The sequence below is a fragment of the Streptomyces tropicalis genome (assembly GCF_029269835.1).
GTDB classification, from domain to species: Bacteria; Actinomycetota; Actinomycetes; order Streptomycetales; family Streptomycetaceae; genus Streptomyces; species Streptomyces tropicalis.
Genome location: NZ_JARJBB010000001.1, coordinates 378,193 through 402,926 on the forward strand (window position 1 = coordinate 378,193; position 24,734 = coordinate 402,926).

Below are 24,734 nucleotides of genomic sequence, written 5' to 3' on the forward strand. Positions count from 1 at the left end.
GAACCTCATGGCCACTCCACCACAGACCCGCCGCCCGGACCCGTTGACCATGGAGGTCGTCGAGCTCATCGGCGACGTCGTGACCCGGTTCCACGAGGACTACGAGGAAGCGGCCGGCCAGCACGCCCTCACCGGCGCGCAGGCGCGGCTGCTGAACCTGCTGTCACTGGAGTCGCTGCCGATGCGCAAGCTGGCCCAGAGGCTGAAGTGCGAGCCGTCCAACGTCACCGGCATCGTGGACCGGCTGGAGGCGCGGGGCCTGGTGGAGCGGCGCCCGGACCCGGCGGACCGCCGGGTGAAGCTGGCGGCGGCCACGGAGGAGGGCCAGCGGATGGCCCTCGACCTGCGCGAGGGCCTCCGCTTCGCCCACGAACCGCTCGCGGGCCTCTCCGAGGAGGAGCGGCGGTCCCTGCGGGACCTCCTGCGGCGGATGCTGGCGGGGTGACGCGGGCGGCGGTCAGCCCGTCGCCGTGAGGTGGTGCGGCGCGACCCGGGCGGGCGGGCCCCAGGTGGGCCTGGCGCCGCGGCGGCCCGGGACGCCGGCCCGGCCGGCGAGGAGCCCACCCAGCGCCCGCAGCGCCGCCCGGCCACGGGCGCGGCGCAGGGCTGCGGGGTGCGCGGCGGTCAGGAGCACCACCACAGGAAGCGGCGGCAGCTTCGGGTCGGGGTGGGCTGGGGGGCGGGGGCGGACGGGGCCGGGGTGGCCGGGCCGGAGGCGGGCGGCGGGGCCTGCGCGGTCGTGGGGGCCGGAGCGGCGCCCCCGCCCGCGTCCGCCGTCGCGGTGGCCGTCGGCTGCGGCGCGTGCGACGCACTCGCCTTCGGCTGCGGGCTGCCGGTGCCGGAGGGCTTCGCCGCCGACGGGGAGGCCGACGCGTCCGGCGAGGCCGTGCCCGTCCCCGCGCCGGGCGAGGTGTCGCCGACGGGGCGGACCGCCCCGCCCTTGCCCGCCGAGGACGTGGCGCCGCCGCCCGGGTCGCCCGCCGCGGCCGAGTCGGGGCTGGAGAACCCGGGCAGACCCGGTGCGTCGACGCCGAGTTCGGCCAGGCTCAGCGCGCTCGCGGCCAGGACGAACCCGGCGGTGAGCAGGAGCATGCGGCGCCGGCGCCTGCGGTGCGCCGCCGCCTTCCGGTCGCGCCGGCTCGCCGCCGCGCCCGTCGGTGCGTCCTCGTCCTCGCCCTCGTCCTCGGCGCGGCCTCGCCCGCGTCCGCGGGCCCGGCCCTGGCCGCGGCGCCGGGCCGCGCGTCCGAGCGGGGCGCCGTGGCCGCCGCCGGGGTCCGCACCCTCCTCCCCCTCGGGGGGCTCGGCCGCCCCGTCGGCCGGGACGTGCCCGTCGACGGGCTCCGCGGGGAGGGCGGGGGTCCGGGCCTGTGCGCCGCACCCGGGGCAGGCGAGGGCGCCGTTGAGGTGCCGTCGGCACGGGTGGCAGTAGTCCATGACGCGGGAAGAGTAAGTTCCCGGCCGGTCACGTTCCTAGGCACCTCTGTGAAGGTTCTGTGGGAGATCGGAAGAAACTCTCGCGGGACCCGCCGAAACCGTGACGCGCGCGCCCCATTGACACGCTCCGCTCTTCCGCGGGCTGACGGAGATCCTTCTCCAGGGGCGGACCCTGGGCCCCTTCCCGGACGGCCTCCAGCGGATCGGCGACGGCTTCCTTCCGGAGGTCGGCCCCGCCACCGGCTACCACAACCTCACCATGCTGCTCGGCCTGGTGCTGATCGCCGCCGTGGTGCGGCAGGAGGTGCGGGACCGGCGCCGGCAGCGGGAGTTCTCCCTCGACGTGCCGCCCCCGCAGCTGTTCGCGGTGAAGCCGGCCGCCCTGGTCGCCGCGGTCCTCGCGCTCACCCTGCTGCTCGCCGGCCACAAGGGCGCGCCGATCGCGCTGATCGTCCTCGGCGTCCTGGTGGCCGGCTACGGCTATGTGATGAGCAACGCCGTCTTCGGCCGGCACATCCACGCCATCGGCGGCAACCTGCCCGCGGCGAAGCTGTCCGGCGTGAAGGACCGGCGGGTCACCTTCCAGGTGTTCCTCAACATGGGCGTCCTGGCCGCCCTGGCCGGCCTGGTGGTCGCCGCCCGGCTGAACGCGGCGTCGCCGAAGGCGGGGGGTGAACTTCGAACTGGAGGCGATCGCCTCGTCGTTCATCGGCGGCGCCTCGACGAGCGGCGGGGTCGGCACGGTCCTCGGCGCGATCATCGGCGGTCTCGTCCTGGGCGTGCCCGACAACGGCATGAACCTGCTGAGCGTCGGCACCGACCGGCAGCAGGTCATCAAGGGGCCGGCCCTGCTGGTGGCGGTCGGCTTCGACGTGTGGGACAAGCGCAGGTCCGGCCCGTAGGGCCGCGGCACGGCGCCGGGGCGTGCCGGGGACTCCGGCGGCCGCGGCACGGCGCGGGGGGCGTGCCGCGGCCGGGGTCGCCCCCGCCGGTGCGCCGGCGCACGCTGAACGCCACCGTGTCCGCCTCCGTATCCATGGGCGGCCCGCGCTCCCCCGCGCGGGCCGCCCCCACAGACGGGCCCGGCCGTCCCCCGGCCGGGCCCGCCCCGCACGGAGGTTCCATGGCCGACAACGTCACCTCGCTGTTCCGCGGCACCGCGGCCGCCGGCCCGTCGGGGGCACCGGCGCGGGAGGGTGACGGGACCGGCCCCATGGACTTCAGCGTCCCCTGCAACCCGTACTTCCCCACCCCGGAGATGTTCCAGGAGATGGCGGCCCGCCTGCGGGACATCGCCACCACCTACCCGAGCGGCTCGGACACGATCGCCGCGGAGCTGTGCGGGCTGCTCCAGCTCCCCCCGCAGTGCGTGGCCCTGGGCAACGGCTCGACGGAACTGATCACCTGGATCGACCACCTGATGGTCCGTGAGTCGCTCGCCGTCCCCGTCCCCACCTTCGGCCGCTGGACCGACCAGCCGATGGAGACGGGCAAGCGGGTCGACATGTTCCCGCTGCCCGAGTCGGGCGGATTCGCGCTCGACCCGGGGGTGTACGCGGAGTTCCTGCGCAAGCGGGGCACCCGGGTCGCGGTGGTCTGCAACCCGAACAACCCCGACGGCGGCTTCCTGCCCCGGCACAGTGTCGTGCAGTTCCTCGACGCGATGGCGGACCTGGACCTGATCGTCGTCGACGAGTGCTTCCTGGAGTTCGCGGACGCCGAGGGCGAGGCGAGCGTCGTCCAGGAGGCGATGCTCCGCCCCAACGTCGTCGTCCTGCGCAGCCTGGGCAAGAACCTCGGCCTGCACGGGGTCCGCCTCGGCTACCTGGTCGCCAACCCGGCGCTGGCCGGCCGGATCCGCGCGATGCTCCCGAAGCGGAACGTCAACTCCCTCGCCGAGCAGGTGGTGTTCATGCTGCGGGAGAACGCCGCCCTGTACCGGCAGAGCCTGGCGCAGGTGCGGTACGACCGCCAGGAGATGGCCGCCCACCTGGCCACGCTGCCCGGCCTGACGGTCTACCCCTCCCAGGGCAACTTCCTCTTCGTGCGCCTTCCCGTGGGCGCCGAGGGCACCGTGGTCCGCGACCGGATGCTCGCCGAGCACCGGATCCTGGTCCGCGAGTGCGGCAACAAGATCGGTTCCTCCAGCCGCTTCCTGCGGCTCGTGGTGCGCCCCCAGGCCGACGTGCGCCGCCTGGTGTCCGGCCTGGAGTCGGTGCTCTACGAGCCCAGGAGGGGAGCCGCCGTGCCCGAGCCGGGCCTCGGGACCGGCTACAGCTCGGGTACGGCGGCGGTCGACCGCCTGGTCAGCGAGACCAACGGCTCCGGCCTGCGGGCGCAGCCCGGCCGGTCCGCCGGTGCCGCGCCGGGACTCCCCGCCGCGCCGGCCGCCGGCACCGGCGTGCCGCTTCCGGCCGCCGCGGTCGCCGCGCCGCCCGCGCAGCAGGACGGCGGGATGCCGCTGCCGGCCCAGGCGCCGCAGCAGCCGCTCCCCACGGTGCCGCCCGCGGCGCCGGTCCGGCCCCCGTCCCCACCGCAGCCCGCGGCCCCGCCGCCGATGCCGCCGCCGATGCCGGTGCCGGTGCCGGTGCCGGTGCCGGCGGCCGCGCAGCGGCTTCCGCCGCTCCCGCAGCCGGTCGCGCCCGCGGTCGCGGTCCCGCCCCTGCAACCCGCCCCGCCCCTGCAGCCCGTACCGCCCATGCCGGCGGCGGCACCGGTGCCGGGCCCGGACCGGCTGCCGAGTCCGGTGCCGGTCCCGGGGGTGCCGGGTGCCGTGCAGCCGCCCGCGGCCGCCCTGCCCGGACCGACCCCGGCCGGGGTCCCGGCCCGCGGCGGCCTGACCGCGGCCCAGGTCCGCGGCATGACGGCCCCGCCCTCCGGCCTCACCCCGGCCCCCGCCACCGGCTGGCCGAGCCCGCAGAACTGGCCGAACGCGGCGGGGATGGGGCAGGCCGGGTAGGCGGCGCGGACCGTGCGCCGAACGGGGCGCGACGGCGACCCGGACCCGTGCCGGGGTCCGGGTCTCAGCCGTCCGCGGGCGGCGGTGTGCCCGGAACCTCCGTGCGGCGGCGGGACCGGGTCCTGCGGGTGAGGAGGATCGTGAGCGTGCCGGCCAGCAGCGCGCCGCCCGCGGTCCAGCCGGCCAGGTCGGCCGCCGCGAGGGCCGAGCCGCGGCCGTCGGCCTGCGGCGGGGGGCAGACGGCTCCGGGAGGCGCGGCGGCGACGCGGAGCCGGGCCCAGGGGTCCGGGTCCGCCGCGCCGCCCGGGCCGTGCCGGTACACCGGGTACAGGCCCGGCGCGGCCCCGCACCGGATCACCGCGGTCGCGGTGAGGACGGCGCGTGCTCCGCGCAGGACGACCCGGCCGGTGAACGCCTCCGAGGTCAGGGCGACTTCGCCGTCCAGGCCCTCGTCGAAGTCGTCCGTGACCGCGACACGGCTGCCGGCGCGGAAGGTCCGGACGTCCCACTCGGTCTGGGGCCAGCCGGTGCCGGGCGCCCAGCGTTCCTCCCGTTCGGGCGGAGGGAGCCGCTCGACCTTCTTCCGGCAGGCGCGGCGGGCCGCCGCCCCGGCCGGTTCGACGCGCACGCGCGCCCAGAAGCCGCCCTGCCCGGGCGGGCGTTCGGCGTCGCCCCGGGATGCGGTGAGCCGGACCGGGTACGTGCCGGGGCGCACGTCGCAGGCCACGGTGACGGCCGCCGTCAGCACGGGCGCCATCATCCGCAGGCGGCCCGGCGCGAGGAAGGCCGCGGAGTCGACGGCCTCACCGTCGGCGAGCCGTCCGGTCCGGGCGGCCACGGCCAGCGTGTCGCCCGGGTGCACGGACCGCACGCCGCTGTACGGCAGGGGCAGCGGCGGGGGTGCGGGATCCGCGGGCGCGGCCGAGGCGGTCCCGGCCGTCAGCGCGTGCAGCAGGAGCGGCAGTGTCGCGACCGCCGCCGTGCACATTCGCCCCATCATCCGCCTGTCTGTCCGTTTTCTGATGTTCCGTCAGGCAGGGTGTGACGGAACGCTGCCGACTCTCGCGTCGAACGTGTGCGCGATGACGGGGATCGGATCCGCCCGGACGTTCGGCTCCCTCCAAGACGGGAAGACACTTCGTTGAGTTCCAGCTCCAGATGGATTCCGGCCCTCGCGATCGGCCTGTGCGCCGGCGCGCTCGGCACCGGAGCCGCGCCGGCCGCACCGGGCGCCACGGTGCCGGCGGCCTCCGCCGCGTCCGCCGTGGGTGCCGGGGTCCGCGGCCCGGCGGCGGTCACGGCGGGTTCCACGGCCCTGCGGAGCCTGCGCGCGGAGGAGACGTACTGGACGGCGGACCGCATGGCCCGCGCGGTCCCCGCCGACGCGGCCGCACCGCCGCCCCTGCGTGCCGGTGCGCGGCACGGCCCGCCGGCCGGCACGCCCGCGCCCGAGCACTTCAACGGCCACCCGATGGTGGGCACCTTCTTCTTCGACGGCAGGCCGCTGGGGGGCGGCAGCACGTACTGCACGGGCAGCGTCGTCCACACGGCGGCCCACGACATCGTGCTGACCGCGGGCCACTGCGGCCGCGGCCTGGAGAGGGCCACGCACCGCGTCTTCGTGCCGCAGTACCGCTACGGGCGGTCCGCCGCCGCCCAGCCCTTCGGCGTCTTCCCCGTGACGACGACGTACATCGACCCGCGCTACACGACGAACACCAGGGCGGCGACCTCCGACCTCGACCTGGCCTTCGCCCGGGTCGGCGCCAACGGCCGGGGCAGGGTGGAGGACCTCACGGGCGCGCTGGCCTTCACGCCCTCGACCGGCTACATCCGCAAGGTCACCGTCATCGGCTATCCCAGCTCCGCCTCGGTCAACCCCAGGCACCGGGCGATCCGCTGCCCGGTCACCACCACGCGCCTGTCCGGCTACCGCCAGATGCGCATGCTCTGCACCGGCTTCTACGGAGGCGTCTCCGGCGGCCCGTGGATCGAGGGCTACGACCGCGCCACCGGCCGCGGCAGGCTGATCGGCAACACGGGCGGGTACCTCGCCGGCGGCGACGTGGACTGGGTGACGTACGCCCCGCTCTACGGCAAGGACGCCCAGGCCCTGTTCGCCGACGCGGCCGCCCACCGCCCGGTCGGCACCAGACCCCCGTACCACCCCGCGGCGACCACCCGCTGACCCCGCCCCGTCCGCCCGCCGACGGACCGGCGCTACTCCGGCACCGCGTCGCGGTCCGGGACGCGCCGGCGGTGCCAGCCGGGGGGCAGGTCGATCTCGGCGCGGATCGTCTTGCCGGGCGGGGGGACGCGCTCACACACCTCCCAGCGGGCGGCGAGTGCGTCGACGAGGGCGAGACCGCGGCCGCGTTCGGCCAGGGGGTCCGGCGGTCGCAGGTCGCGGGGGCCCGGCGGGAGCGGTGGCCCGGACCGGGTGTCCGTCACCTCGACCCGGACGCCGCCCGTCACCAGGGACAGCCTCACCTCGAAGTCGCGCCCGGGGACCCGTCCGTGGGTCACGGCGTTGGCGGCGAGTTCGGCCACGATCACGGCGACCGCGTCGGACGGGGCCGAGCCGTGCGGGATCCGCCAGGCGTCGAGCCGGCGCAGGACGAGGTGCCGGGCGAGCCGGGCACCGCGGGGTGTGGCACCGAACCGCCGGACGAACGTGCGTACGGTGACCGGATCTCGGGGAGTCGTGCGTGCTGGCATGCGCCCAATCTGGCGCCCCGGCGGTCCACTTCACCAGGCCGGCGCCGCGTACGCGGGACGAGCGTACGCGGTCACCCACTGGACAGTACCGATGACCCTCCGTGAGCATGGTCGCGGGAGGTGACCGACGGTGGTCGACGGCGTGGCGGTTACGGGTGGTGCGGGTTCGGGCGGGGAGCCGGAGTCGTCCGACAGTCTGCGGACGTTCGGGGCGGTGGTCCAGGGGCTGCGGGAGCACGCCGGGCTGAGCCGCGAGGAGTTCGGCGCGCGGGTGCGGTACTCCAGGCACACGGTGGCGTCCGTGGAGTTGGGCAGGCGGATGCCGGATCCGGCGTTCGTGGAGCGGGCGGAGGAGGCCCTCGGCAACACGGGGGCGCTGCGCAGGGCGGCCGGCCACCTCGCACGGCAGCCGGGCCTGGCGGCCTGGTTCCGGCAGTGGGCGCGGATGGAGCAGGTGGCGGTCACCCTGTGCACCTACGAATGCCGGGTGGTGCCGGGCCTGTTGCAGACGGAGGCGTATGCGCGGGCCATGGCGACGAGCGTGCCGCCGATCCCGGACGGGGAGCAGCTCGCCGAGCGGATCGCGGCGCGACTGGCGCGCCAGGAGCTGCTGTCGGCGCGGCGCAGGCCGCCGTGCGCCTTCAGCTTCATCGTCGAACAGTCCGTGCTGGAGCGGCAGACGGGCGGGCCGGACGTCACGCGGGAGGTCGTCGGCCGCCTGCTGGAGGTGGGCGAGGGGTACGGGAACGTCGAGGTCCAGGTGATGCCGCTGTGCCAGCCCGTCCACGCGGGCCTCGACGGCCCGTTGCAACTGCTGGAGACGCCGGAGCACCACTGGTTCGCGTACTCCGAGGGGCAGAACAACGGCCGCCTCATCTCCGATCCGAAAGAGATCAGCGTGCTCCATCAGCGGTATGCGAAACTGCGCTCGCAGGCCCTGACTCCCGAGGACTCCCGGCGCCTGCTGGAGCGGATGCGAGGAGCGCTATGAACACGTCCCGACTGGTCTGGTTCAAAAGCAGCCACAGCAGCGGCAGTCAGGGCGACTGCGTCGAGGTCGCCCTCGCCCCCTCCGTCGTCCACGTCCGGGACTCCAAGGACCGGCAGGGGCCCCGGCTCGCCGTGTCGCCCGCCGGGTGGGCCGACTTCCTGGCGTACGCGGCGCGGTGAACCGCGGTGGCCTCCCCCGCGGTTCAGGGGAGGTACTCCACCGTGACCGGGGCGGTGTTGTCCGCCTGGTCGGGGTCGGTGGCCGGGTCCGAGGTCACGGTGACGGTGCCGCGGGCGCCCTCCACCCGCCGGTCGACGCGCACCCGCAGGCCGGTGCCGGGCGCCGCGGGTCCCGGGCACAGGACGGAGCCGTCGCCCGAGGGGTTCGCGTAGCAGTAGGGGATGTCGCTCTCGTGCTCCCCGGGGCCCACCTCGACCAGGGTGAGGCCGGGCGGCAGCACCACGCGCATCGTGGCGGACCGGGACCCGCCGGCGCCCCAGTCGTCGCCCTCGGGGTACGGCACGGTCAGGTCGACCACCTGGCCGACCCTGCCCTTGATGGTGAAGCCGACGGCCGTCACGTCGTGGACGCGCGTGGTCGCGAAGGCCACCCCGAAGCTGTCGGCCCTGTCGCTGCGCGCCGGGTCGCCGCGGTCGGTGAGCGGGCCGCCGTCGACCGGCCGCAGCCGCAGGGCCGCGCCGGTGCCGTGCGGGGCCGTGGCGGGGACGGCGGACAGCGTGGACACGTCGGTGGTGCGGTACACGAAGTAGCTGAGCTTCCCGCTCCGCGTGTCGGCACCGGCCGTGGCGGACAGGGGGGCGTCCGTCTCGAAGGCCGCCCCCGCCGCCAGCGGTCCCGGGAAGTCGCACTGCGCCCTGGGCTCCTGCCCGACCGTGCCATAGCGGCAGTTCCGGTACCGCTTCACGAAGGCGGCCCCCTCGGCGGTGACCACGACGCTGACGCCGCCACGGACGCCGGTGTCCCCCTTGTTGCCGAAGGCCGGGGTGATCCCCACCCGGCCTCCGGGGCGGACGCCGGCGAGATCGGGGTACCGCTCCCGCGCCGTCAGGACGGGCGCGCCGACGATCACCCGGGTGGTGTGCCGGACGGTGGGCGTGCCCGCGGCGCGCAGGGTCGCGGTGACCCTCGCGGTAGCGCCCCGGACCGCTCCGGGGGCGGGCCTGAGGGAGAACGGAGAGAAGTTCCATCGCGTGCCCCGGCTCAGGTCGCACCGCACCAGCAGGCCCGAACGGCTGCACGCCCATGCCTTGTCCACCCAGTCGATCTCCGCCTTCCCGGCCAGGCCCGACAGGTCGACCGTCAGCTCGGGACTGCGGGGCGGGCCCGTGCCCGAGGCGGACGTCGCCAGGTCGAGCTCCCAGTCGGGGGCGTACGGCGCCCGGTCGAAGGTGCCGTGGCGGGGCAGGTAGGAGACGTTCGGCGCGGACCGGAAGGTGAGGACGGCCGGGCCGGACGACGCGGCCGCGGGGGTGACGACCTGTGCCGCGGCCGGGCTCGGGTACGGAGTGCGGGGACGCGCGGCACCCGCACGGTCCGGGTGCCGCCCGGCGCCGTCGCTCGTCACGATCGCCAGGACGACCGCGAGCACGACCAGCGCCGCACCGCCGGCGGCGAGGTACCGCCACGGCCAGGTCCGCTGACTCCCCCACCATCGGCTCATACGGCGTCAGACGAACGACGAGTACTCAGGGTTGCCCCCTCAGGCGCGGCCGACCGCGCCGGGGGCGCGCGCACTCCCCCGCGCCGGACGCTACTCGACGTACTCGACGCGCACGGGTGCCGTGTTGTCGTCGCGGTCGGGGTCCTCGGCCGGGTCGGACGGGACGGTGACGCTGCCGCGGGCCCCGTCGACGCGCCGGTCGATGCGCACCCGCATCAGCGTGCCGCCCGCCTCCGGGCCGGGGCAGACGACGGGGTCGGGTGCGTGCGCGCCCGGATAGCAGTAGAGGAAGTCGCTCGAGTGACTCTCCGGCGGCACAGTGACGAGGTCGACGCCCTCCGGAAGGGTCACTTGCAGCTTTGCGTACCCGGGTTTCCAGGTCCAGCCGGCGCCTCTCGGGTACGGGACGGGCACGTCGACCACCTGGCCGACCCTGCCCTTGATGGTGAAGCCGACGGCCTCGACGTCGTTCTTCGTCGTGGTCCCGAACTTCAGGGCTCCGCCGGCGCCCTTGCTCCGGAAGACGTTGTCGGCGGTGAAGTCGCTGCCGTCGACGGGCCGCAGCCCCAGGCGTGCACCGGTGCCTCGCGGAGCCGACGCGGGCAGCCGGTCCAGCGGATCGAGATCCACCGTGCGCTGGATGCCGAAGCCCACGCTGCCTTCCTTCGCCGTCCGGTCGGTGACCGCGACGACGGGGCGGTCGGTCTCGTACGCCGAGCCCGCGGGGAACGGGCCGGGCAGGTCGCACTGCGCCCGCGTGGCCCACCGCGGCCTGTCGTAGCGGCAGTTCGCGTACCGGAGCGGAAGCGTGGCCTCCGTGGCCGAGAGCAGGAGGGTGACTCCGCCGTCGACACCGGTGTCCCCCTTGTTGCCGAAGCCCGGGGTGAGGCGGACCTCGCCCCCGGGGCGCACTCCGGTGACCGGGCGGTCGTACCGGCGGGCGGTGAGGAAGGGCGAGCCGACGATCACGCGGGTGGTGTGGTGGAGGGTGGGCGCGTCGGCGCTGCGCACGGTCATCGAGACGGTTCCGGCGGGCCCGGGGGCGGTGTCGGGCAGGGGTTTGACGGAGAAGGGGAGGAAGACGGCCCCCTCGCCGAACCCGATGTCCCCGGGGGAGCAGTCGACCCGGAAGCCGTGGCGGACGCAGCCGTAGCCCCGGTGCACCCCGTAGATCTCCGCCCTGCCCCTGAAGGCGGAGAGGTCGAAGGAGAGCCGCACCTTCCTGACGGCTCCGGGGCCGCCGCCGGGCCGGGCCGCGGACGCCTCCAGGTCGACGGTGTACTCGGGGGCGAGGGGCGCCCCGTCGGGCGGGCCGAAGCGCGGCAGGTAGAAGACGTTCAGCGCGGATCGGATCGTCAGGACACCCTTCCCCGTGGCCGCGCGGCCGGGCGTGCCGGTCCCGCCGCTGCCGAGGGTCACGGCCCCCGCGAGGGCCGCCACCAGTGCCGCGGCGCAGGCCGCCGCCGCGTACCACCGTTTCCCGCCCGCCCGTCCGATGCCCATGCAGGGTCAGACTCGCCCGGCGGCCGGTCGGTTGCGCCGCGGCCCGGGAGCGGCCGGGCGGACGGTGGGGCGGCCCGGTGCCGGGCCGCCCCACCCTCCGGTCAGGACGCCGGGCACTGCCTCCAGGCGAGGTGGTAGACGGTGCTGATGTCCCCGTCGGTGGAGTCCATCGTCATGAAGCTGACCTTGCCGGGCGAGGAGCCCGCGTTGACCCGCAGCTCCGTGTTGATGTTGAAGTTGCGCAGGACTCCGCACGGGGCCCAGACCAGTTGGGCCCAGTCGGTGGTGTCGGTGGCCTGCCAGTCGTCGTTGTAGGAGCCGGAGAAGGGGTGGGTGCGGGCCGCCGTGCTCGACGAGCCCTGGAAGTAGTACGAGGCCTTCTGGGTGGCGCTCGCGCCGGGCTGGAGCGAGAGGAAGCCCCGGTAGTCGGCGCTGGCGACGGCGTAGGTGAAGCCCTGCGGGACGTGCACGACCAGGTTGAGCTGGCAGTTCTTGCGGAAGGCCGTCGGGTCGGAGTTGCCGCCGGCCTGGGCGAGGTAGTCGCTGTAGGTGACGGTGAAGGCGGTGTTGTCCGGGGAGACGGCGACGGCGGCCGTGCCCTGGGGACAGCCGGAGCCGTTCACCGTGGCGACGTCGATGACGATCTTGTCCGGGGGCGGGTCGGTCACCACCGGGGAGGAGTGCGCGGGCAGCAGCGCGGTGGTGAGGAGCGCGGCGGCCGCGCCGCTCACGAGCAGTCCACCAGCCATGGTTCTCCCATTCTTTTCCGTGGGGGGTGCGGCGGTCCCGGTCCCGGGGCGCCGTCGATAGACATGGGCATGCCAAGAACGCGGCACACACACTCCCCGCCCGTGGAGGAACCATGGACCGAGCGTGAAGGCCGGGAGCGGTCGCATCGTACGCAGCAGCTCATGAGGGGGACAGGGCATTGCCCGGCCATTCACACCGCGCCCGCCGCCGGGGCTTTCACAGGGCGGCGGAGCGCTCCGGGGGCACCGCGGCCGGGTCGGGCGGCCGAGCCGGACCCCGGGCGTCCGGAGGGGTGTTCCGGACAGTGGACAATGGCCGGACCCGCGCCCCGTAAGATCGCCCGGGAGGCACACCTTTGGCGCTCAGCAGACGTTCCTTCAGCGCCCTCGCCGGCACCACCGCACTCGGCCTGGCCCTGGGCGGCAGTGGCGGACCGGGGGCACCGTCGGCCTACGCGGCGCGGCCCGTGCCGACCGGCCCCCCGCCCGCCCCGCCGGGCGCCGACGGGCAGCCGCACACCGTCGGCTTCGACCGCTACTCCCTGCTGGTGGACGGCAGCCGGCTGGTCCTGTGGTCGGGCGAGATGCACCCCTTCCGGCTGCCCAGCCCGTCGCTGTGGCGGGACGTGCTGCAGAAGATGCGGGCGCACGGGTACAACGCCGTCAGCATCCACGTCGCGTGGAACCACCACTCCCCCGCCCCCGGACAGTACGACTTCGGCGGGGTGCGGGACCTCGGCCTGTTCCTGCGCACGGCCGCCGAGTGCGGCCTGTACGTCGTGGTGCGCCCCGGTCCGTACATCGGCGCCGACGTCGACGGCGGCGGCCTCCCCGGCTGGCTGACGGCCACCGCGGGCACCGCCCGGACGGCCGACCCGGCCTACCTGCGGCACGCCGACGAGTGGCTCACCGAGGTCGACGCCGTCGTCTCCCGGCACCTGTTCACCCGGGGCACCGGCACGGTCCTGCTCTACCAGATCGAGAACGCGTACGACGCCCACGCCGGCGAACCGGCCGGCCGCGCCTACCTGTCCCACCTCTACCGCAAGGTGCGCCGCGACGGCATCGACATACCGCTCTTCCACAACGACGGGGGCCGCGACGGCGCCTGGGTGCCCGGGTCGTTCGACACCGGCGGGGAGCGGGGCCGCTGGCTGTACGGGTTCGACGGGGACCCCTCGCCGTCGCAGACCCCGCCCGACTGGGGGCACTTCGGCAGGGGCGGGAGGAGCGGCGGGGCGACCGCCAGCCCCCGCACCCCCGGCTTCATGCCCGAGTCCGGGGGCGGCCGGTCCGACGCGTGGGGCGGCCCGGAGTCCGGCGGCAAGGGGTACGCCGAGTCGCGGCGGACCCGGGACGCGGCCTACGAACGGCGCTGCTACCTCACCCACCTCGCCAACGGCATCACCCTGCACAACGCCTACATGACCTTCGGGGGCACCTCCTGGGGCTGGCTGCCGGCCCCGGACGTCTACACGTCGTACGACTACGGGGCGGCCATCGACGAGGGGCGACGGCCGACCGAGAAGCTCGTCCCGATGCACCAGATCGGGCACATGCTCCAGCGCATCCCCGACTTCGCCCGGCTGGACCGGGCCGCGGACGTGAAGGCCGCCGGTCTCACCGTCCGCCACCTGGTCAACCCGGACACCGGAGCACACGTCTACGTCCTGCGCAACGACCACGACGAGGACGTCACCACCACGCTCCCGGCGGCCGGCGAGGACCTCCCGGTGCACGTGCCCTCCCGGGACGCCCGGCTGATGGTCACCGGGCTCGCCCTCGGGCAGCGCACCCTGCACCACAGCACCGCCCAGCCGATGGCCTTCCTGACCACCGGCAGCGTGGACGTCGCCGTGTTCACCGGCTGGCGCGGCGAGATGGCGCACCTGGCCCTGACGTCCGCCGACGAGCCGACGGTCACCCGGCTGGACCAGGCGGCCGCGTACGTCTACGACCAGGGCCTGCTGCGGGTGACCGCGCCCCTCGGCGGCAACTGGCCGGTCCGGCTCCTGGTCCAGGGCGAGGACGCGGACCGCCCGCTGCTGCTGCTCTTCGCCGACGAGGCGTCCTCCCTGCGCCTGTGGCCCCGCGACACCCCCTCCGGCACCCTGCTGGTGCACGGCCCCGACCTGCTGCGCACCGCCGCCCTGCAGGGCTCCACGCTCCGGCTCACCGGCGACACCACGGGCGCGGCCCCGCTGGAGGTGTGGGGGCCGCCGGGCGCCGGCATCGACCGGGTCGAGTGGAACGGCCGCGCGGTGCCCACCTCGCCCACCGCCTCCGGGAGCCTGCGCGCCACCGCGCCGCTGCCCGCCGTGGGCGCGGTGGCGCTGCCCGAGCTGGACGGCTGGCGGACCCGCACCGAGAACCCCGAGGCCGAGCCCGGCTACGACGACTCCGGCTGGCGCACCGCCGACCGGACCACGTCCCACAGCACCACACCGGTCCCGCAGGGGCAGCCGGTGCTGTTCGCCGACGACTACGGCTTCCACTACGGGGACGTCTGGTACCGCGGGACCTTCACCGGCGCCACCGGCGTCGAGGCCGTCCGCCTCGCCTACAGCACCGGCACCCAGGGGATGCTGATGGCGTGGCTCGACGGCCGTCCGATCGGCACGCACCGGATGCCGGTGCCGGACCGCGCGACGGTCCGCCGGGGCACCTGGACCGACACGGCCGTCCTCCCGGTGCGGCCCGAACTGCGCACCCCCGGGCGGCACGTGCTGTCGGTCCTGGTCCGGCGCATGCAGCACGACCAGGACGGCGCGGCCCTCGACACCCACAAGGCGGCCCGCGGCCTGACCGCGGTCACCTTCGCCGGGGACTCCCCCGAGGTGACCTGGCGGATCCGGGGCGAGGCCGCACCGGACCCGGTGCGCGGGCCGATGAACAACGGCGGCCTGCACGGCGAACGGGAGGGCTGGCACCTGCCCGGCTTCCCCGACCACGACTGGCAGGCCGTCGGCCTCCCGCGCGCCGAGCAGCGGCAGGGCGTGGCCTGGTACCGGACCACCTTCCCGCTCGCGGTGGACCCGGGCACCGACGCCTCCGTCGGGCTGGTCCTGGAGGACGACCCGCGGCGCGCCTACCGCGTGCAGATCTTCCTCAACGGCTGGAACATGGGCCAGTACATCAACGACGTCGGCCCGCAGCACACCTTCGTCCTGCCGAACGGGATCCTGCGCACCCGGGGCACCAACACCCTCGCCCTCGCCGTGCTGTCCGAGCCGAGCACGCCGTCCGGGCCCGGCCGGGTCCGCCTCACGCTGCTCGGCGTGACCGCCGGCGGAGTCCGGGTGACGCCGGTGCCGGCGCCGGGGCGGTGAGGCCGCGGAGGCCGTGCCGGCACCGGGGCGGGCCCCTCGCGGGGTCCGCCCGCCACGGCACGGCGTCCTGCCGGACCGGGTGGCACCGCCCGGTCGTTCGTGGTTGAACAACGCTCAACGGATCGCATGACGCGAGCACTTACGGCCGCGTAGGCTCGTACGGCTCGCCCCGGCACGGGCGGCGGAAAGGTGCGGCGATGGCTTTCGCGGGCGCGCGCAGGACGGCGGCCCGGCTCGGCGGGGCGCTGCGGCGGGCCGGGCGGAGGGCCGGCCCCGACCGGGCCGGCGGCAGGAGCCGCACCGGATCCGCCATGCGCGCCCTGACCTGCGATCTCGCCGCCGCACTGCGCTCCCGCCCCCGCCGCCCCGGCGATGTGCGCGAACTGTGCCGCGCCCTGTGCGAGGAGATGGCCGCACGGCGCGGCGGGCGGCCCGTGGAGCTGCGCTTCGAACGCTTCCCGGACGAGATCGAGACCACCGGGCTGTGGGTGGAGTTCCAGGACTTCGACCTCGTCATCGTCGAGGAACGGGCCGAGGCGGTGCAGCAACTGATCATCTTCGGGCACGAGTTGTGGCATCTGCACGCCGGGCACCGGCATCACCGCCCGGGCCGTGCCACCGGGTCCGCGGGGCCGGGCGGGGCACCCGCAGGCGCCGCGGCCGACCGGCTCCCCCGGGCCGCCGAGCCCGCACTCCTGCCGCCGCCCCCGTCCCCGCCCCCGGGGTTCCTGCCGCGGCTGTCGGCCGCGGGACTGTCGGCCCGGTTCACGGCGGCGGGACTGTCGGCCCGGCTGTCGGGGGCGGGCCCCTCCCCCGGGCTTCCCGCCGTGCCGACGCAGGGCGGCACGGCCGGTGCCGCGCGCGGCGGTTCACGCGAACGGGACGAGGCCGAGGCCGACGCCTTCGGCCACGGCCTGGCCACGGCCTTCCGGCCCTACCTGGCCACGGGGGGCGGTCCCTCCGGCGGGGGCGGTCCCTCCGGCGGGGGCGGCCCTTCCGCCGGGGGCCCGGGCGGGGCTCCGCGTGCGGGGCGTCCCGTCCCACCGGTCTCGGCGGCGCGTCCGGTGCAGCCCGTACCGCGGTCCTCCGCCTGACCCGGGCCCACCACGGGCGTGCCGGTGGTGGGGCCGAGGCGGCCGCGGGCAGGCTGGGAGAGGCTGGTGCGACGGGGGTCAGCCCGCGAACGGCGGCTGGGGCAGGCCCCGTCAGGCCGACGGGAGCACCAGCAGCGAGCCCGCCAGCGGGTGGGACGCGGACCGGCCGGAGCGGGCCGTGGTGACGTACAGGTCGGTGAGCCCGGCGCCGCCGAAGGCGCAGGCCGTCGGGCGCGTCACCGGCAACCCGACCACCCGGTCCAGCGTGCCGGCGGGCGTGCAGCGGCGTACGGCGCCGCCGTCCCACAGGGCCACCACCGGGTCGTAGCCGTGCACCCGCGCGCCGGGGATGTCCACCCAGAGCAGCCCCGCCCGGCCGCCGGGTCCCGGGTCGGCCCCTCACCGAGGGCCGCTCCGGCGGGCACCGCCACCTCGTACGTCACGTCGCGCCCGGGTGGCCGAGCCGCTCGGACAGCTCGGCGGCGCCCCGCACGGCGAGCCGCTCCAGCTCCGCCCGGCGCTCCTCGCTCCAGCGGACCATCGGCACCGAGACGGACAGGGCCGCGACCACCTGGCCGGCGCGGTCGCGCACGGGCGCGGCGACACAGCTGACGTCGGGGCGAACACAGGCTGGCCACCGCGCGGTACCCGGGCCATGGGCGGACGGCGCCCGCGCGGAGTCACGGGGACCCGTACGCGCGGGTCGGGGCGGCCCGCCGGTCCGGGGGCGGCGGGGCACCTACCTGCGCGCTCCGGAGGTGCCGGGGGCGGCGCGCAGGCGCCGGGCCCGCAGGACCAGTTCCAGTTCGAAGCGGCGGTCCGGGTCGTCGATCTCTCCGCCCCACAACTCCCTGATCTGGCGCAGGCGGTAGCGGACGGTCTGCGGGTGGACACCCAGCCGGGCGGCCACCTCCGGGGCGCCGCCGCGGGTCTCCAGCCAGGCCAGCAGGGTCTCCTCCAGCCGCCGCGCGTGGCCGGCGCCGCAGTGCTCCAGGGGCGCCAGGCAGCGCGCGGCGAGGTCCTCGACGAGCTCCTCCGGCTGGAGCAGGACGAGGGCCTGGGTGTGCTCGGCGCAGTGGAGCACCCGGCCCGAGGGCAGCAGGCCCCGCTCCATCAGGCCGACCGCGACCTCCGCCCAGCGCAGCGACTTCGCCGCGTCGGCGAGCGGCACCGGCGGCCCGATGGCCCCCGCCCAGCCGGCCAGGGCCCGGTGCAGCATCCCGGGGCGTCCGGCGGCGTCCGGCTCGGGCACGACCAGACGCGGACGCTCGTACTCCATGTCCAGCAGCACCCCGTGGCCGACCGCCGGCGCCATCGCCTCCGGCGCGGGGCGCAGCAGCACCCCGGCGGCGACCCGGCGCGGCAGCGGCCAGCCGATCCGCGCGGCACGCTCGGCGAGCGCGTCGGGCCGGTCGCCGCGGTGCCGCTCGGCCAGGAGCAGCTCCATCAGCCGGCGCTGGAGCCGCAGGCGCTCGCCGGCCTGGCGGGCGGCGGCCTCGGCATAGCCGCGCAGGGACCGTTCGACCAGGCCGTCCAGGTAGGCGTAACCGGCGTCGACGAGTTCGTACATGGCGGGGGCCGGGATGCCCACCCGCTGGCCGATGTCGGCGAGCCGGCGCCAGGCCAGGCGGACGCCCAGCCGGTAGACCGCCTGGAGCGAGTCGAGGCTGCGGCCGTGCAGGCCCTCGCCGCGTCCGAACTCGTGGAAGACGTCGGGCGGGACGGTGGGGCCGCCGGCCCGGTCCCCGGGGCGCTCCAGCCGGCGCACGAACACCTCGATGGCCCGGCGTATGCCGAGCAGCGCGACGGGGCGGCCGCTCGCGTCGACGACGAAGGGCAGGTGCGGGTGCTCCCGCCGGATCTCCCGCAGGATCTCCTCGGCCAGCGCGGGCGTCTCGGCGAGCGCCACGGCCACGAACTGCCGGACCCGTGTCCGCGGCACGTCGCGCCAGGCGGAACGTGCGGGGGTGTCCGGCGCGCAGGACACGGGCGGCGGGGGCGGGTCGGAGGGATCCGGGTGAGGGAGGGAGGGGACGGCGCGGGGGGTGGAGTGGTGGGGGTGGGGGGATGAGGGACCGGTGTGGGGGGCGGAGGCCCGGTGGGGGACGGGCACGGGTCAGCCCTTCCGGCCGGCCCGCCGGCGGGTGGGGCGGGCGCACACGGCGGCGCGCAGGGCGGGCGGCGCGGCGAACGGCGCGCGGGCGTGCGCGGCGGAGGGAGCGAGGATGTGCGTGTGCGGTTGTGACATCGCAGGGTCTGCCTCTCTGTCCGAGAAGCCGGTCCGGAGCCGCACCGGCGGTCGTCCCACCCCGGCACTCCGCCCCTGCCCGTCGTCGGCCCAGTGTCGAGTGGTCTTTGACGCTCCGTCAAGAGGCGTTCACTGTTGCCGATCCCACCCGGAATTTGTCACCCCGGTGAGTAGCCGCGGAGGCCGCCGGGGCGAACACTGTCCCACCCCACCCCGTCGCACTCCGGCCCGTGCTCCCCCGGCACCCGCCCACCGCACCCCCACCGACCCGCGCGACCACGCCCCTGATGGGCGACGATGGTCGGCATGTCCTCCCCGCAGCGACCCGCCGGACCCTTCACCCCGCGCGACTTCCAGCTCGTCCTGCTCCGCCGCATGGCCGACCACAACCCGGACCTGGTGGCGGACGCCCGCCGCACGCTCGACGCCTCCCTGGCCGACATGCGGGAGGCCAACAAGCGCTGGCAGGCGATGGTCCGCTCGCCGCGCGCCCGGTCCGCCGCCGCGCGCTACCGCTCGGTCCTCGGCCGGCCCGAGTCGGCCGCCCCCCGCCGCATCGGCGACCTGGACTGCGAGGCCCGGCAGTGGCCCGTTCCGCTCTGGCCCGACCTGCGCTTCGAGGTGCTGTGCGGCCCGGACGGACAGGTGTGGAACGAGTGGCTGGTGCGCGCCCCGGGTGCCGCGGCCCCCGCACTGCACACCGTGGAGGACCTGACCGCCTGGTCGTGCACGGTCGACGAGGCCGCCCGCGCCTTCGCCCCCGCCCGTCCCCTGGAGGGCACGGCCCCGACCCGCTGGGGCCTCGCCTTCACCGCCCCGGACGCGAGCGGGGCGCGGCACACGGTCGTGGCCGAGTTCACCTGGGGCCTGCTCCAGCGGACCCGGACGGAGCGCTAGCCGGACGGAGCACCAGGGAGAACGAGCGTGCCGGGCGCCGCGACGCGGGCGGGACGGTGCGGACTCCCCCCGGGACCCGGCGCCGTCACGCCTTCGCCGCGGCCAGCGTGTCCTCGACCAGCCGCGGCAGCGAGTCGGGGTGGAGGTGCAGGAAGAGGTTCGGCTCGACCAGCTCCAGCTCCATCACCACCGGCTCACCGTCCGCGCCGTCCACCAGGTCGACGCGGGCGTAGAGGAGTTCGGGCGCGCCGGGCACCGCGGCCAGTGCCTTCTCGGCGGTGTCGCGCTCGGCCGGGGTGGGGGTCCAGGGCCGCAGCCCGGGGTGGGCGACCTTGCGCTCGTCGAAGGGCGTGCCGGGGGTGAGCACGGCGTCCTTGCGGCTGGCGTGCAGCAGGCGCCCGCCGAAGAACTGCAGCGCCCGCTCCCCGGTGACGTCGATGCCTCCCAGGTAGGGCTGCACCATCGCGGTGAGGCCCTTGGCGTGCATCCGCGCGAGCTGGGCCAGCGCGGCGCCGTGCTCGCCGGGCCGGTGGCGTGCGGCGAGCCGGGCCCCGGCGCCGGAGGCGGGCTTCACGACGTACCCGTGGCCGTCCGGCAGATCGCCCGCCGGCTCGCCGGGGGCGACGTAGCGGGTGGGGACGGTGGGCACGCCCGCCGCCGCGAGCTGCCCGAGGTAGCGCTTGTCGGTGTTCCAGCGGACCACCTCCGGCGGGTTGGCGAGCCGCGTCAGCGCGCCGCACCGCTCGGCCCACTCCAGGAACGCGTCCACCCGCCAGCTGTAGTCCCAGGTGGAGCGGATGACGGCGAGGTCGAAGCCGGCCCAGTCGGCGTCCGGGTCGTCCCACTCCACGACCCGCGCCTCGGCCCCGGCCGCCTCGAACGCCCCGGCCAGCACCGGCAGATCACGGTCGGTGCTGACATCGGGTCCGGGCCGGCAGGTCACGAGCGCGATACGAGGCATACGGCATTCTCCCCCGCCCCCGCCGCCCCTCCCCGCCCGGGGGCGTGCCCGCGGCGGGACCGCTGCCCGCCCCGGAACCCCGGAGGCGGCGGTGCGGGAGCTGATCGGCGCGGCCGGTGCGGCGGGGGGCCCGGACAACATCGGCTGTGTGGTCGCGGACGTGGCCGGGTCCGCGGCGGCCTGACCCGGACGGGGGGCAGGGCGAGGACGGCCGGAACGGGAGCGGTCGCGGTGGCGGTCCCGGTCCCGCGGCCGGGCGGGGGTGTCGGGGGCGGGTGGCTGGTGTAGGAACGGGGTGGTGGGCGGGGTGCTCCGGCGGGTGCCGTGCGGCGGCACGTTGCGTGGGTGCGCCTCGCCCCCGTGTCCGCCGCGTCCGCCGTGTTCCCAGCGTGTGAGGAGTCGCCGCGTGTCCTGCCTCTTTCCGGCCCTGATGGATCCGGCCCGTACGGCCGGTGCGGCACCGCCGGTGCGCACGCCGGATCCCGTGGATGCGACCGGTTCCGCGGAGCAGGCGGGCGCGGCGCCTCCGGCGGCCCGCGCCGGGGAGCGGATCGCCCTGCGCTTCGAGGACCGGTCGCTCGGCTACCGGGACCTGGCGGCCGCGGCCGGCCGGGTCGCCGCCCGGATCCGCGGGGCAGGACGGGTCGCCGTATGGGCGACGCCCACGGCGGAGACCGCGGTCGGGGTCGTCGGCGCCCTGCTCGCCGGAGTACCGGCCGTCCCGCTCAACCCTCGCTCCGGGGAGACGGAACTCGGCCACATCGTGTCCGACAGCGCCCCGGCGGCGGTCCTGGCGGGGCCCGGTGACGTGCTGCCCGCCGCGCTCGCCGGCCTGGAGCGGATCGACGTCGACGCCGCACCCGGCGGCCCGCCCGTCCCGCTCCCGGGGCCCGGCCCGGCCGACGAGGACCCCGCGCTGGTCGTGTACACCTCCGGCACCACCGGCCCGCCGAAGGGCGCCGTCCTCTCCCGGCGGGCCGTCGCCACCACCCTGGACGCACTCGCGGACGCCTGGCGGTGGACCGGTGACGACGTGCTGGTGCACGCGCTGCCGCTGTTCCACGTGCACGGGCTGGTGCTGGGCATCCTCGGGCCGCTGCGGCGCGGCGGCAGCGTGCGGCACCTGGGGCGGTTCAGCCCCGAGGGCGTGGCCCGGGAACTGCGCGGCGGGGCGACCATGCTCTTCGGCGTGCCCACGATGTACCACCGGCTGGCGGAGGCGCTGCCCGGCGACCCGGAGCTGGCCGCGGCCCTCGCCGGGGCACGGCTGCTGGTCTCCGGCTCCGCCGCCCTCCCGGTGCACGACCACGAGCGGATCGCGGCCGCGACCGGACGGCGGGTCGTCGAACGGTACGGCATGACGGAGACGCTGATGAACACCAGTGTCCGGGCGGACGGCGAGCCGCGCGCGGGCACCGTGGGCGTGCCCCTGCCCGGGGTGGAGCTGCGGCTGGTGGAGGAGGACGGGACCCCGATCACGGGGTACGACGGGGAGAGCGTCGGGGAGATCCAGGTGCGCGGCCCGAACCTGTTCACCGAGTACCTCAACCGGCCCGACGCGACGGCGGCCGCGTTCACCGCCGACGGCTGGTTCCGCACCGGCGACATGGCGGTGCGCGACACCGACGGCTACGTACGCATCGTCGGCCGCAAGGCCACCGACCTGATCAAGAGCGGCGGGTACAAGATCGGTGCCGGCGAGATCGAGAACGCGCTCCTGGAGCACCCCGCGGTCCGCGAGGCCGCCGTCACCGGAGAGCCGGACGCCGACCTCGGGGAGCGGGTCGTCGCCTGGATCGTGCCGGCCGACCCGCAGTCCCCGCCGGACGCGGCGGAGTTGGCGGACCATGTGGCCGGGCGGCTCGCCCCGCACAAGCGGCCCCGGGTGGTGCGCCTGCTGGACGCCCTGCCCCGCAACGACATGGGCAAGGTCATGAAGCGGGCGCTGCCCCGTGACTGAGCGGCTCTCCGCCCGGCAGGCCGTGGCGCTCGTCGCCGACGACTTCACCGAACTCCCCTCCCCCGAGCGGGCGTCGGCGCCCGACGGCCCGCTCGGCTGGCCGGACTACGACGCCACCCGCGCCCGCGCCGCCGGGCGCACGGGTGAGACGGAGTCCGTGGTGTGCGGCACCGCCGTGGTCGAGGGCACCCGGGCCGTCCTGATCTCCTTCGAGTTCGGCTTCCTCGGCGGCTCGCTCGGCGAACGCACCGGCGACCGGCTGGAGTCGGCGTACGCCCATGCCCGCCGGCACCGGCTGCCGGTGGTGCCGCTGATCGCGACCGGCGGCAGCCGGATGCAGGAGGGCATGCTCGCGCTGACCCAGCTCCAGCGCGTGGCACGCCAGTCGGTGCTGACCCGGGAGGCGGGACTGCCCCAGGTGGCGGTGGTGCGCGACCCGACGACCGGGGGCGGCTGGGCCACCCTCGGCGCGGGCGCCGACGTGGTCCTCGCGCTGCCCGGGGCGCAGGTCGGCTTCGCCGGGTCCCGGGTCCGCCCGCCGGACGCCGACCCCGCGGCGTACACGGCCGAGGCGCAGGCCGCGGCGGGCTCCGTGGACGCGCTCGTGGCCCCCGGGGAGCTGCGGCGGACCCTGGGCCTGTGGCTGCGCCTGCTCACCCGGCCGTCGGCGGACGCGGCTCCCCCGCCGCACGCCCTGCGGGCCGCCGCCGCACCGCAACCGCCCCGCCCGGACGGCGCCCCCGGCACCCCGGAGACCCCCGAGCCCCCGGCCGCCGAACCCCCGGCCCCCGGATCCGCGGCCCCCGGCCTCCCAGCCGCCGAACCCCCGGCCCCCGGGTCCGCAGGCTCCGGACGGCCGGCGACCGGCCGTCCGGCCTCCGGCCTCCCGGCCACCGGGCAGGAGGCCGTCCGGCGGGCACGCTCCCGGGAGCGCCCGCGCGCCGCGTGCTACCTGGACGCGTACTTCACCCGGCGCACGGCGCTGTCCGGCGACCGCTGCGGCGGCACCGACGACGGCATGCTCTGCGGGTTCGGCGAGCACGACGGCCGTACCGTCGCCTACGCTGCCCAGGCCGGCACCGCCACCCGGCCCGCCGGATACCGCACCGCGGCCCGGCTGATCCGCCTCGCGGACCGGCTCGGCATCCCGGTGCTGACCCTGGTGGACACCCCGGGTGCGGCCAACGACGCGGCGGCGGAGCGGGAGGGCGCGGGCGCGGCGATCGCGGACCTGTTCGCCGCGGTGGCCGCGGCCCGCACGCCGCTGACCACGCTGCTGATCGGAGAGGGCGGCTCGGGCGGCGCCCTGGCGCTCGCCGCACCCGGCAACACCTGGGCCACACCGGACAGTTACTTCTCGGTGATCGCCCCGGAGGCGGCCGCCGCCATCCTCAAGCGCCCGCCGCACCTGGCCGGGGAGACCGCGGACCGGCTCCGCATCCGGCCGCAGGACCTGGTGGAACTGGGCGTGGTCCGGGGCGTCGTGCCGGCCTCCGGCGACGAGGATCCGAGGGGCTCGGGTGCTCGCCGGAACAGGTGATCGCCGCCCCGGAGATCGCCGCCCCGGAGATCGCCGCAGGGCACGGCGGCACCGGACGCGGGCCCTGCGCGATCGACGGGCCGCGGACCGCGGTGGAGCGCCGGTCCCTTGCGGCGCGCTCCCGCGCGGGGCGCTCGGCGGCCTTCGGTGCCGGGACCGCCCCCGGTACGGTGCGGTCGACGGGAACACCCGCAGGCATCCCGACGGGGGGACAGCATGGAGGGCATGATCGAGTTCCGGACCGCCGACGACACCGTGGTCAGGGTCGAGGCGGCCGACGAGGAGACCGGCTCGCAGCTGGTCGCGCGCGGTCCCGACGGCGCGGTCCGGGCGACCCGCACCTTCGAGCACGCGCTGGACGGCGTGCGCTCGGCCGCCGAGGCGGCGCTGCGCGTCTTCCGCGACGGCTCGCTGCGGCCGGACTCGGTGAACATCGAGTTCGGCGTGAAGTTCAGCGCGGAGGCGGGCGCGCTGATCGCCCGGAGCACCGTGGAGGGTCAACTCGTCGTCAAACTCTCGTGGTCCCCCGACACCCCCGCCACCACCGCCCCGGAACCGCCCGCGGACTCCTGACCGACCGGACGTTTCGGCAGGCCACCGGGGACCTCGCCCACCCGGCCCCCTCCAGCAGGCGACTCCTCGCTTGCGCGCGCAGGATACCTATGGGGCC

20 protein-coding genes and 4 pseudogenes are annotated in these 24,734 nt (G+C 76.7%); 12 read left to right on the plus strand and 12 right to left on the minus strand.

Annotated features, from left to right (window positions below; translation table 11 throughout):
* Positions 1–7 precede the first annotated feature (7 nt).
* A complete protein-coding gene (locus P3H78_RS01710; RefSeq protein WP_276106903.1) occupies positions 8–445 on the plus strand; it encodes a MarR family winged helix-turn-helix transcriptional regulator in 438 nt (145 codons plus the stop codon).
* 12 nt (positions 446–457) lie between these two features.
* Here the strand turns inward: P3H78_RS01710 and P3H78_RS01715 are convergent, their stop codons facing one another.
* Together P3H78_RS01715 and P3H78_RS01720 are read right to left on the minus strand one after the other, a co-directional pair.
* Positions 458–637 carry a hypothetical protein gene (locus P3H78_RS01715; protein WP_276106904.1) on the minus strand — a complete coding sequence of 60 codons (180 nt, stop codon included), beginning with the start codon at positions 635–637 and terminating at the stop codon, positions 458–460.
* Positions 625–1,434: an SCO2400 family protein gene (locus tag P3H78_RS01720; RefSeq protein WP_276106905.1), complete on the minus strand. Its 810-nt coding sequence runs from the start codon at positions 1,432–1,434 to the stop codon at positions 625–627. Before P3H78_RS01720 ends, P3H78_RS01715 begins: the two co-directional genes overlap by 13 nt.
* 130 nt (positions 1,435–1,564) lie before the next feature.
* On the opposite strand from P3H78_RS01720, the pseudogene P3H78_RS01725 reads away from it, so the two are divergent.
* Together P3H78_RS01725 and P3H78_RS01730 are read left to right on the plus strand one after the other, a co-directional pair.
* Positions 1,565–2,336, plus strand: a pseudogene (locus tag P3H78_RS01725) (ABC transporter permease subunit); the annotation flags it as partial.
* 221 nt (positions 2,337–2,557) lie between these two features.
* Positions 2,558–4,393, plus strand: coding sequence for a pyridoxal phosphate-dependent aminotransferase (locus P3H78_RS01730; protein ID WP_276106906.1), 1,836 nt, complete (start codon positions 2,558–2,560; stop codon positions 4,391–4,393).
* 64 nt (positions 4,394–4,457) lie between these two features.
* Here the strand turns inward: P3H78_RS01730 and P3H78_RS01735 are convergent, their stop codons facing one another.
* Positions 4,458–5,381 (minus strand): hypothetical protein, encoded by a 924-nt coding sequence (locus P3H78_RS01735; RefSeq protein WP_276106907.1) that lies wholly within the window; start codon positions 5,379–5,381, stop codon positions 4,458–4,460.
* Positions 5,382–5,534: 153 nt separating this feature from the next.
* Here P3H78_RS01735 and P3H78_RS01740 point away from each other — a divergent pair, with 153 nt between their 5' ends.
* Positions 5,535–6,581, plus strand: coding sequence for a trypsin-like serine peptidase (locus P3H78_RS01740; protein ID WP_276106908.1), 1,047 nt, complete (start codon positions 5,535–5,537; stop codon positions 6,579–6,581).
* A 32-nt stretch (positions 6,582–6,613) separates the two neighbouring features.
* Here P3H78_RS01740 and P3H78_RS01745 read toward each other — a convergent pair whose 3' ends face one another.
* Positions 6,614–7,111 (minus strand): ATP-binding protein, encoded by a 498-nt coding sequence (locus P3H78_RS01745; protein ID WP_276106909.1) that lies wholly within the window; start codon positions 7,109–7,111, stop codon positions 6,614–6,616.
* A 130-nt stretch (positions 7,112–7,241) separates the two neighbouring features.
* Here P3H78_RS01745 and P3H78_RS01750 point away from each other — a divergent pair, with 130 nt between their 5' ends.
* Positions 7,242–8,102: a helix-turn-helix domain-containing protein gene (locus P3H78_RS01750; RefSeq protein ID WP_276106910.1), complete on the plus strand. Its 861-nt coding sequence runs from the start codon at positions 7,242–7,244 to the stop codon at positions 8,100–8,102.
* Positions 8,099–8,281, plus strand: coding sequence for a DUF397 domain-containing protein (locus P3H78_RS01755; RefSeq protein ID WP_276106911.1), 183 nt, complete (start codon positions 8,099–8,101; stop codon positions 8,279–8,281). Before P3H78_RS01750 ends, P3H78_RS01755 begins: the two co-directional genes overlap by 4 nt.
* Positions 8,282–8,304: 23 nt before the next feature.
* Here the strand turns inward: P3H78_RS01755 and P3H78_RS01760 are convergent, their stop codons facing one another.
* From P3H78_RS01760 to P3H78_RS01770, 3 genes are all read right to left on the minus strand, one after another.
* On the minus strand, positions 8,305–9,783 hold the full coding sequence (locus tag P3H78_RS01760; RefSeq protein WP_276106912.1) for a hypothetical protein: 1,479 nt from the start codon (positions 9,781–9,783) through the stop codon (positions 8,305–8,307).
* Positions 9,784–9,873: 90 nt separating this feature from the next.
* Positions 9,874–11,286 (minus strand): hypothetical protein, encoded by a 1,413-nt coding sequence (locus P3H78_RS01765; protein WP_276106913.1) that lies wholly within the window; start codon positions 11,284–11,286, stop codon positions 9,874–9,876.
* Positions 11,287–11,387: 101 nt separating this feature from the next.
* Entirely contained in the window at positions 11,388–12,035 is a 648-nt protein-coding gene (locus tag P3H78_RS01770) for a DUF4360 domain-containing protein (protein ID WP_276106915.1), read from the minus strand.
* Between the two features lie 356 nt (positions 12,036–12,391).
* Between P3H78_RS01770 and P3H78_RS01775 the strand changes: the two genes are divergently transcribed.
* Together P3H78_RS01775 and P3H78_RS33475 are read left to right on the plus strand one after the other, a co-directional pair.
* Positions 12,392–15,364: a glycoside hydrolase family 35 protein gene (locus P3H78_RS01775; protein ID WP_276106916.1), complete on the plus strand. Its 2,973-nt coding sequence runs from the start codon at positions 12,392–12,394 to the stop codon at positions 15,362–15,364.
* A gap of 197 nt (positions 15,365–15,561) precedes the next feature.
* Positions 15,562–16,005: pseudogene (locus tag P3H78_RS33475) on the plus strand (toxin-antitoxin system, toxin component family protein); the annotation flags it as partial.
* A 564-nt stretch (positions 16,006–16,569) separates the two neighbouring features.
* Here the strand turns inward: P3H78_RS33475 and P3H78_RS01785 are convergent.
* The 4 genes and pseudogenes from P3H78_RS01785 to P3H78_RS01800 all read right to left on the minus strand — a co-directional run.
* Positions 16,570–16,773, minus strand: a pseudogene (locus P3H78_RS01785) (SMP-30/gluconolactonase/LRE family protein); the annotation flags it as partial.
* A 124-nt stretch (positions 16,774–16,897) separates the two neighbouring features.
* Positions 16,898–17,077, minus strand: a pseudogene (locus P3H78_RS01790) (IclR family transcriptional regulator domain-containing protein); the annotation flags it as partial.
* Between the two features lie 120 nt (positions 17,078–17,197).
* Positions 17,198–18,445: a PucR family transcriptional regulator gene (locus P3H78_RS01795; protein ID WP_276106918.1), complete on the minus strand. Its 1,248-nt coding sequence runs from the start codon at positions 18,443–18,445 to the stop codon at positions 17,198–17,200.
* A 129-nt stretch (positions 18,446–18,574) separates the two neighbouring features.
* Positions 18,575–18,706 (minus strand): hypothetical protein, encoded by a 132-nt coding sequence (locus P3H78_RS01800; protein WP_276106919.1) that lies wholly within the window; start codon positions 18,704–18,706, stop codon positions 18,575–18,577.
* A gap of 306 nt (positions 18,707–19,012) precedes the next feature.
* Here P3H78_RS01800 and P3H78_RS01805 point away from each other — a divergent pair, with 306 nt between their 5' ends.
* Positions 19,013–19,603, plus strand: coding sequence for a hypothetical protein (locus P3H78_RS01805; RefSeq protein ID WP_276106920.1), 591 nt, complete (start codon positions 19,013–19,015; stop codon positions 19,601–19,603).
* 85 nt (positions 19,604–19,688) lie between these two features.
* Here P3H78_RS01805 and P3H78_RS01810 read toward each other — a convergent pair whose 3' ends face one another.
* On the minus strand, positions 19,689–20,564 hold the full coding sequence (locus P3H78_RS01810) for an ATP-grasp domain-containing protein (RefSeq protein WP_276106921.1): 876 nt from the start codon (positions 20,562–20,564) through the stop codon (positions 19,689–19,691).
* 406 nt (positions 20,565–20,970) lie between these two features.
* On the opposite strand from P3H78_RS01810, the gene P3H78_RS01815 reads away from it, so the two are divergent.
* From P3H78_RS01815 to P3H78_RS01825, 3 genes are all read left to right on the plus strand, one after another.
* Complete coding sequence (locus P3H78_RS01815) at positions 20,971–22,524, plus strand: acyl-CoA synthetase (protein WP_276106922.1); 1,554 nt, start codon at positions 20,971–20,973, stop codon at positions 22,522–22,524.
* The gene (locus P3H78_RS01820) at positions 22,517–24,064 is read left to right on the plus strand and encodes a carboxyl transferase domain-containing protein (RefSeq protein ID WP_276106923.1); all 1,548 of its coding nucleotides are present in this window, start codon (positions 22,517–22,519) and stop codon (positions 24,062–24,064) included. The genes P3H78_RS01815 and P3H78_RS01820 overlap by 8 nt, the downstream gene beginning before the upstream one ends.
* 225 nt (positions 24,065–24,289) lie before the next feature.
* On the plus strand, positions 24,290–24,637 hold the full coding sequence (locus P3H78_RS01825; RefSeq protein ID WP_438827889.1) for a CU044_2847 family protein: 348 nt from the start codon (positions 24,290–24,292) through the stop codon (positions 24,635–24,637).
* Positions 24,638–24,734 lie beyond the last annotated feature (97 nt).

Excerpts from the sequence above, each read along its gene's own strand:
- P3H78_RS01710 (WP_276106903.1), top strand. The coding sequence starts at position 8 with ATGGCCACTCCACCACAGACCCGCCGCCCGGACCCGTTGACCATGGAG.
- P3H78_RS01720 (WP_276106905.1), bottom strand. The coding sequence starts at position 1,434 with ATGGACTACTGCCACCCGTGCCGACGGCACCTCAACGGCGCCCTCGCC.
- P3H78_RS01730 (WP_276106906.1), top strand. The coding sequence starts at position 2,558 with ATGGCCGACAACGTCACCTCGCTGTTCCGCGGCACCGCGGCCGCCGGC.
- P3H78_RS01735 (WP_276106907.1), bottom strand. The coding sequence starts at position 5,381 with ATGTGCACGGCGGCGGTCGCGACACTGCCGCTCCTGCTGCACGCGCTG.
- P3H78_RS01745 (WP_276106909.1), bottom strand. The coding sequence starts at position 7,111 with ATGCCAGCACGCACGACTCCCCGAGATCCGGTCACCGTACGCACGTTC.
- P3H78_RS01755 (WP_276106911.1), top strand. The coding sequence starts at position 8,099 with ATGAACACGTCCCGACTGGTCTGGTTCAAAAGCAGCCACAGCAGCGGC.
- P3H78_RS01760 (WP_276106912.1), bottom strand. The coding sequence starts at position 9,783 with ATGAGCCGATGGTGGGGGAGTCAGCGGACCTGGCCGTGGCGGTACCTC.
- P3H78_RS01765 (WP_276106913.1), bottom strand. The coding sequence starts at position 11,286 with ATGGGCATCGGACGGGCGGGCGGGAAACGGTGGTACGCGGCGGCGGCC.
- P3H78_RS01770 (WP_276106915.1), bottom strand. The coding sequence starts at position 12,035 with ATGGCTGGTGGACTGCTCGTGAGCGGCGCGGCCGCCGCGCTCCTCACC.
- P3H78_RS01800 (WP_276106919.1), bottom strand. The coding sequence starts at position 18,706 with ATGTCACAACCGCACACGCACATCCTCGCTCCCTCCGCCGCGCACGCC.
- P3H78_RS01805 (WP_276106920.1), top strand. The coding sequence starts at position 19,013 with ATGTCCTCCCCGCAGCGACCCGCCGGACCCTTCACCCCGCGCGACTTC.
- P3H78_RS01810 (WP_276106921.1), bottom strand. The coding sequence starts at position 20,564 with ATGCCTCGTATCGCGCTCGTGACCTGCCGGCCCGGACCCGATGTCAGC.
- P3H78_RS01825 (WP_438827889.1), top strand. The coding sequence starts at position 24,290 with ATGATCGAGTTCCGGACCGCCGACGACACCGTGGTCAGGGTCGAGGCG.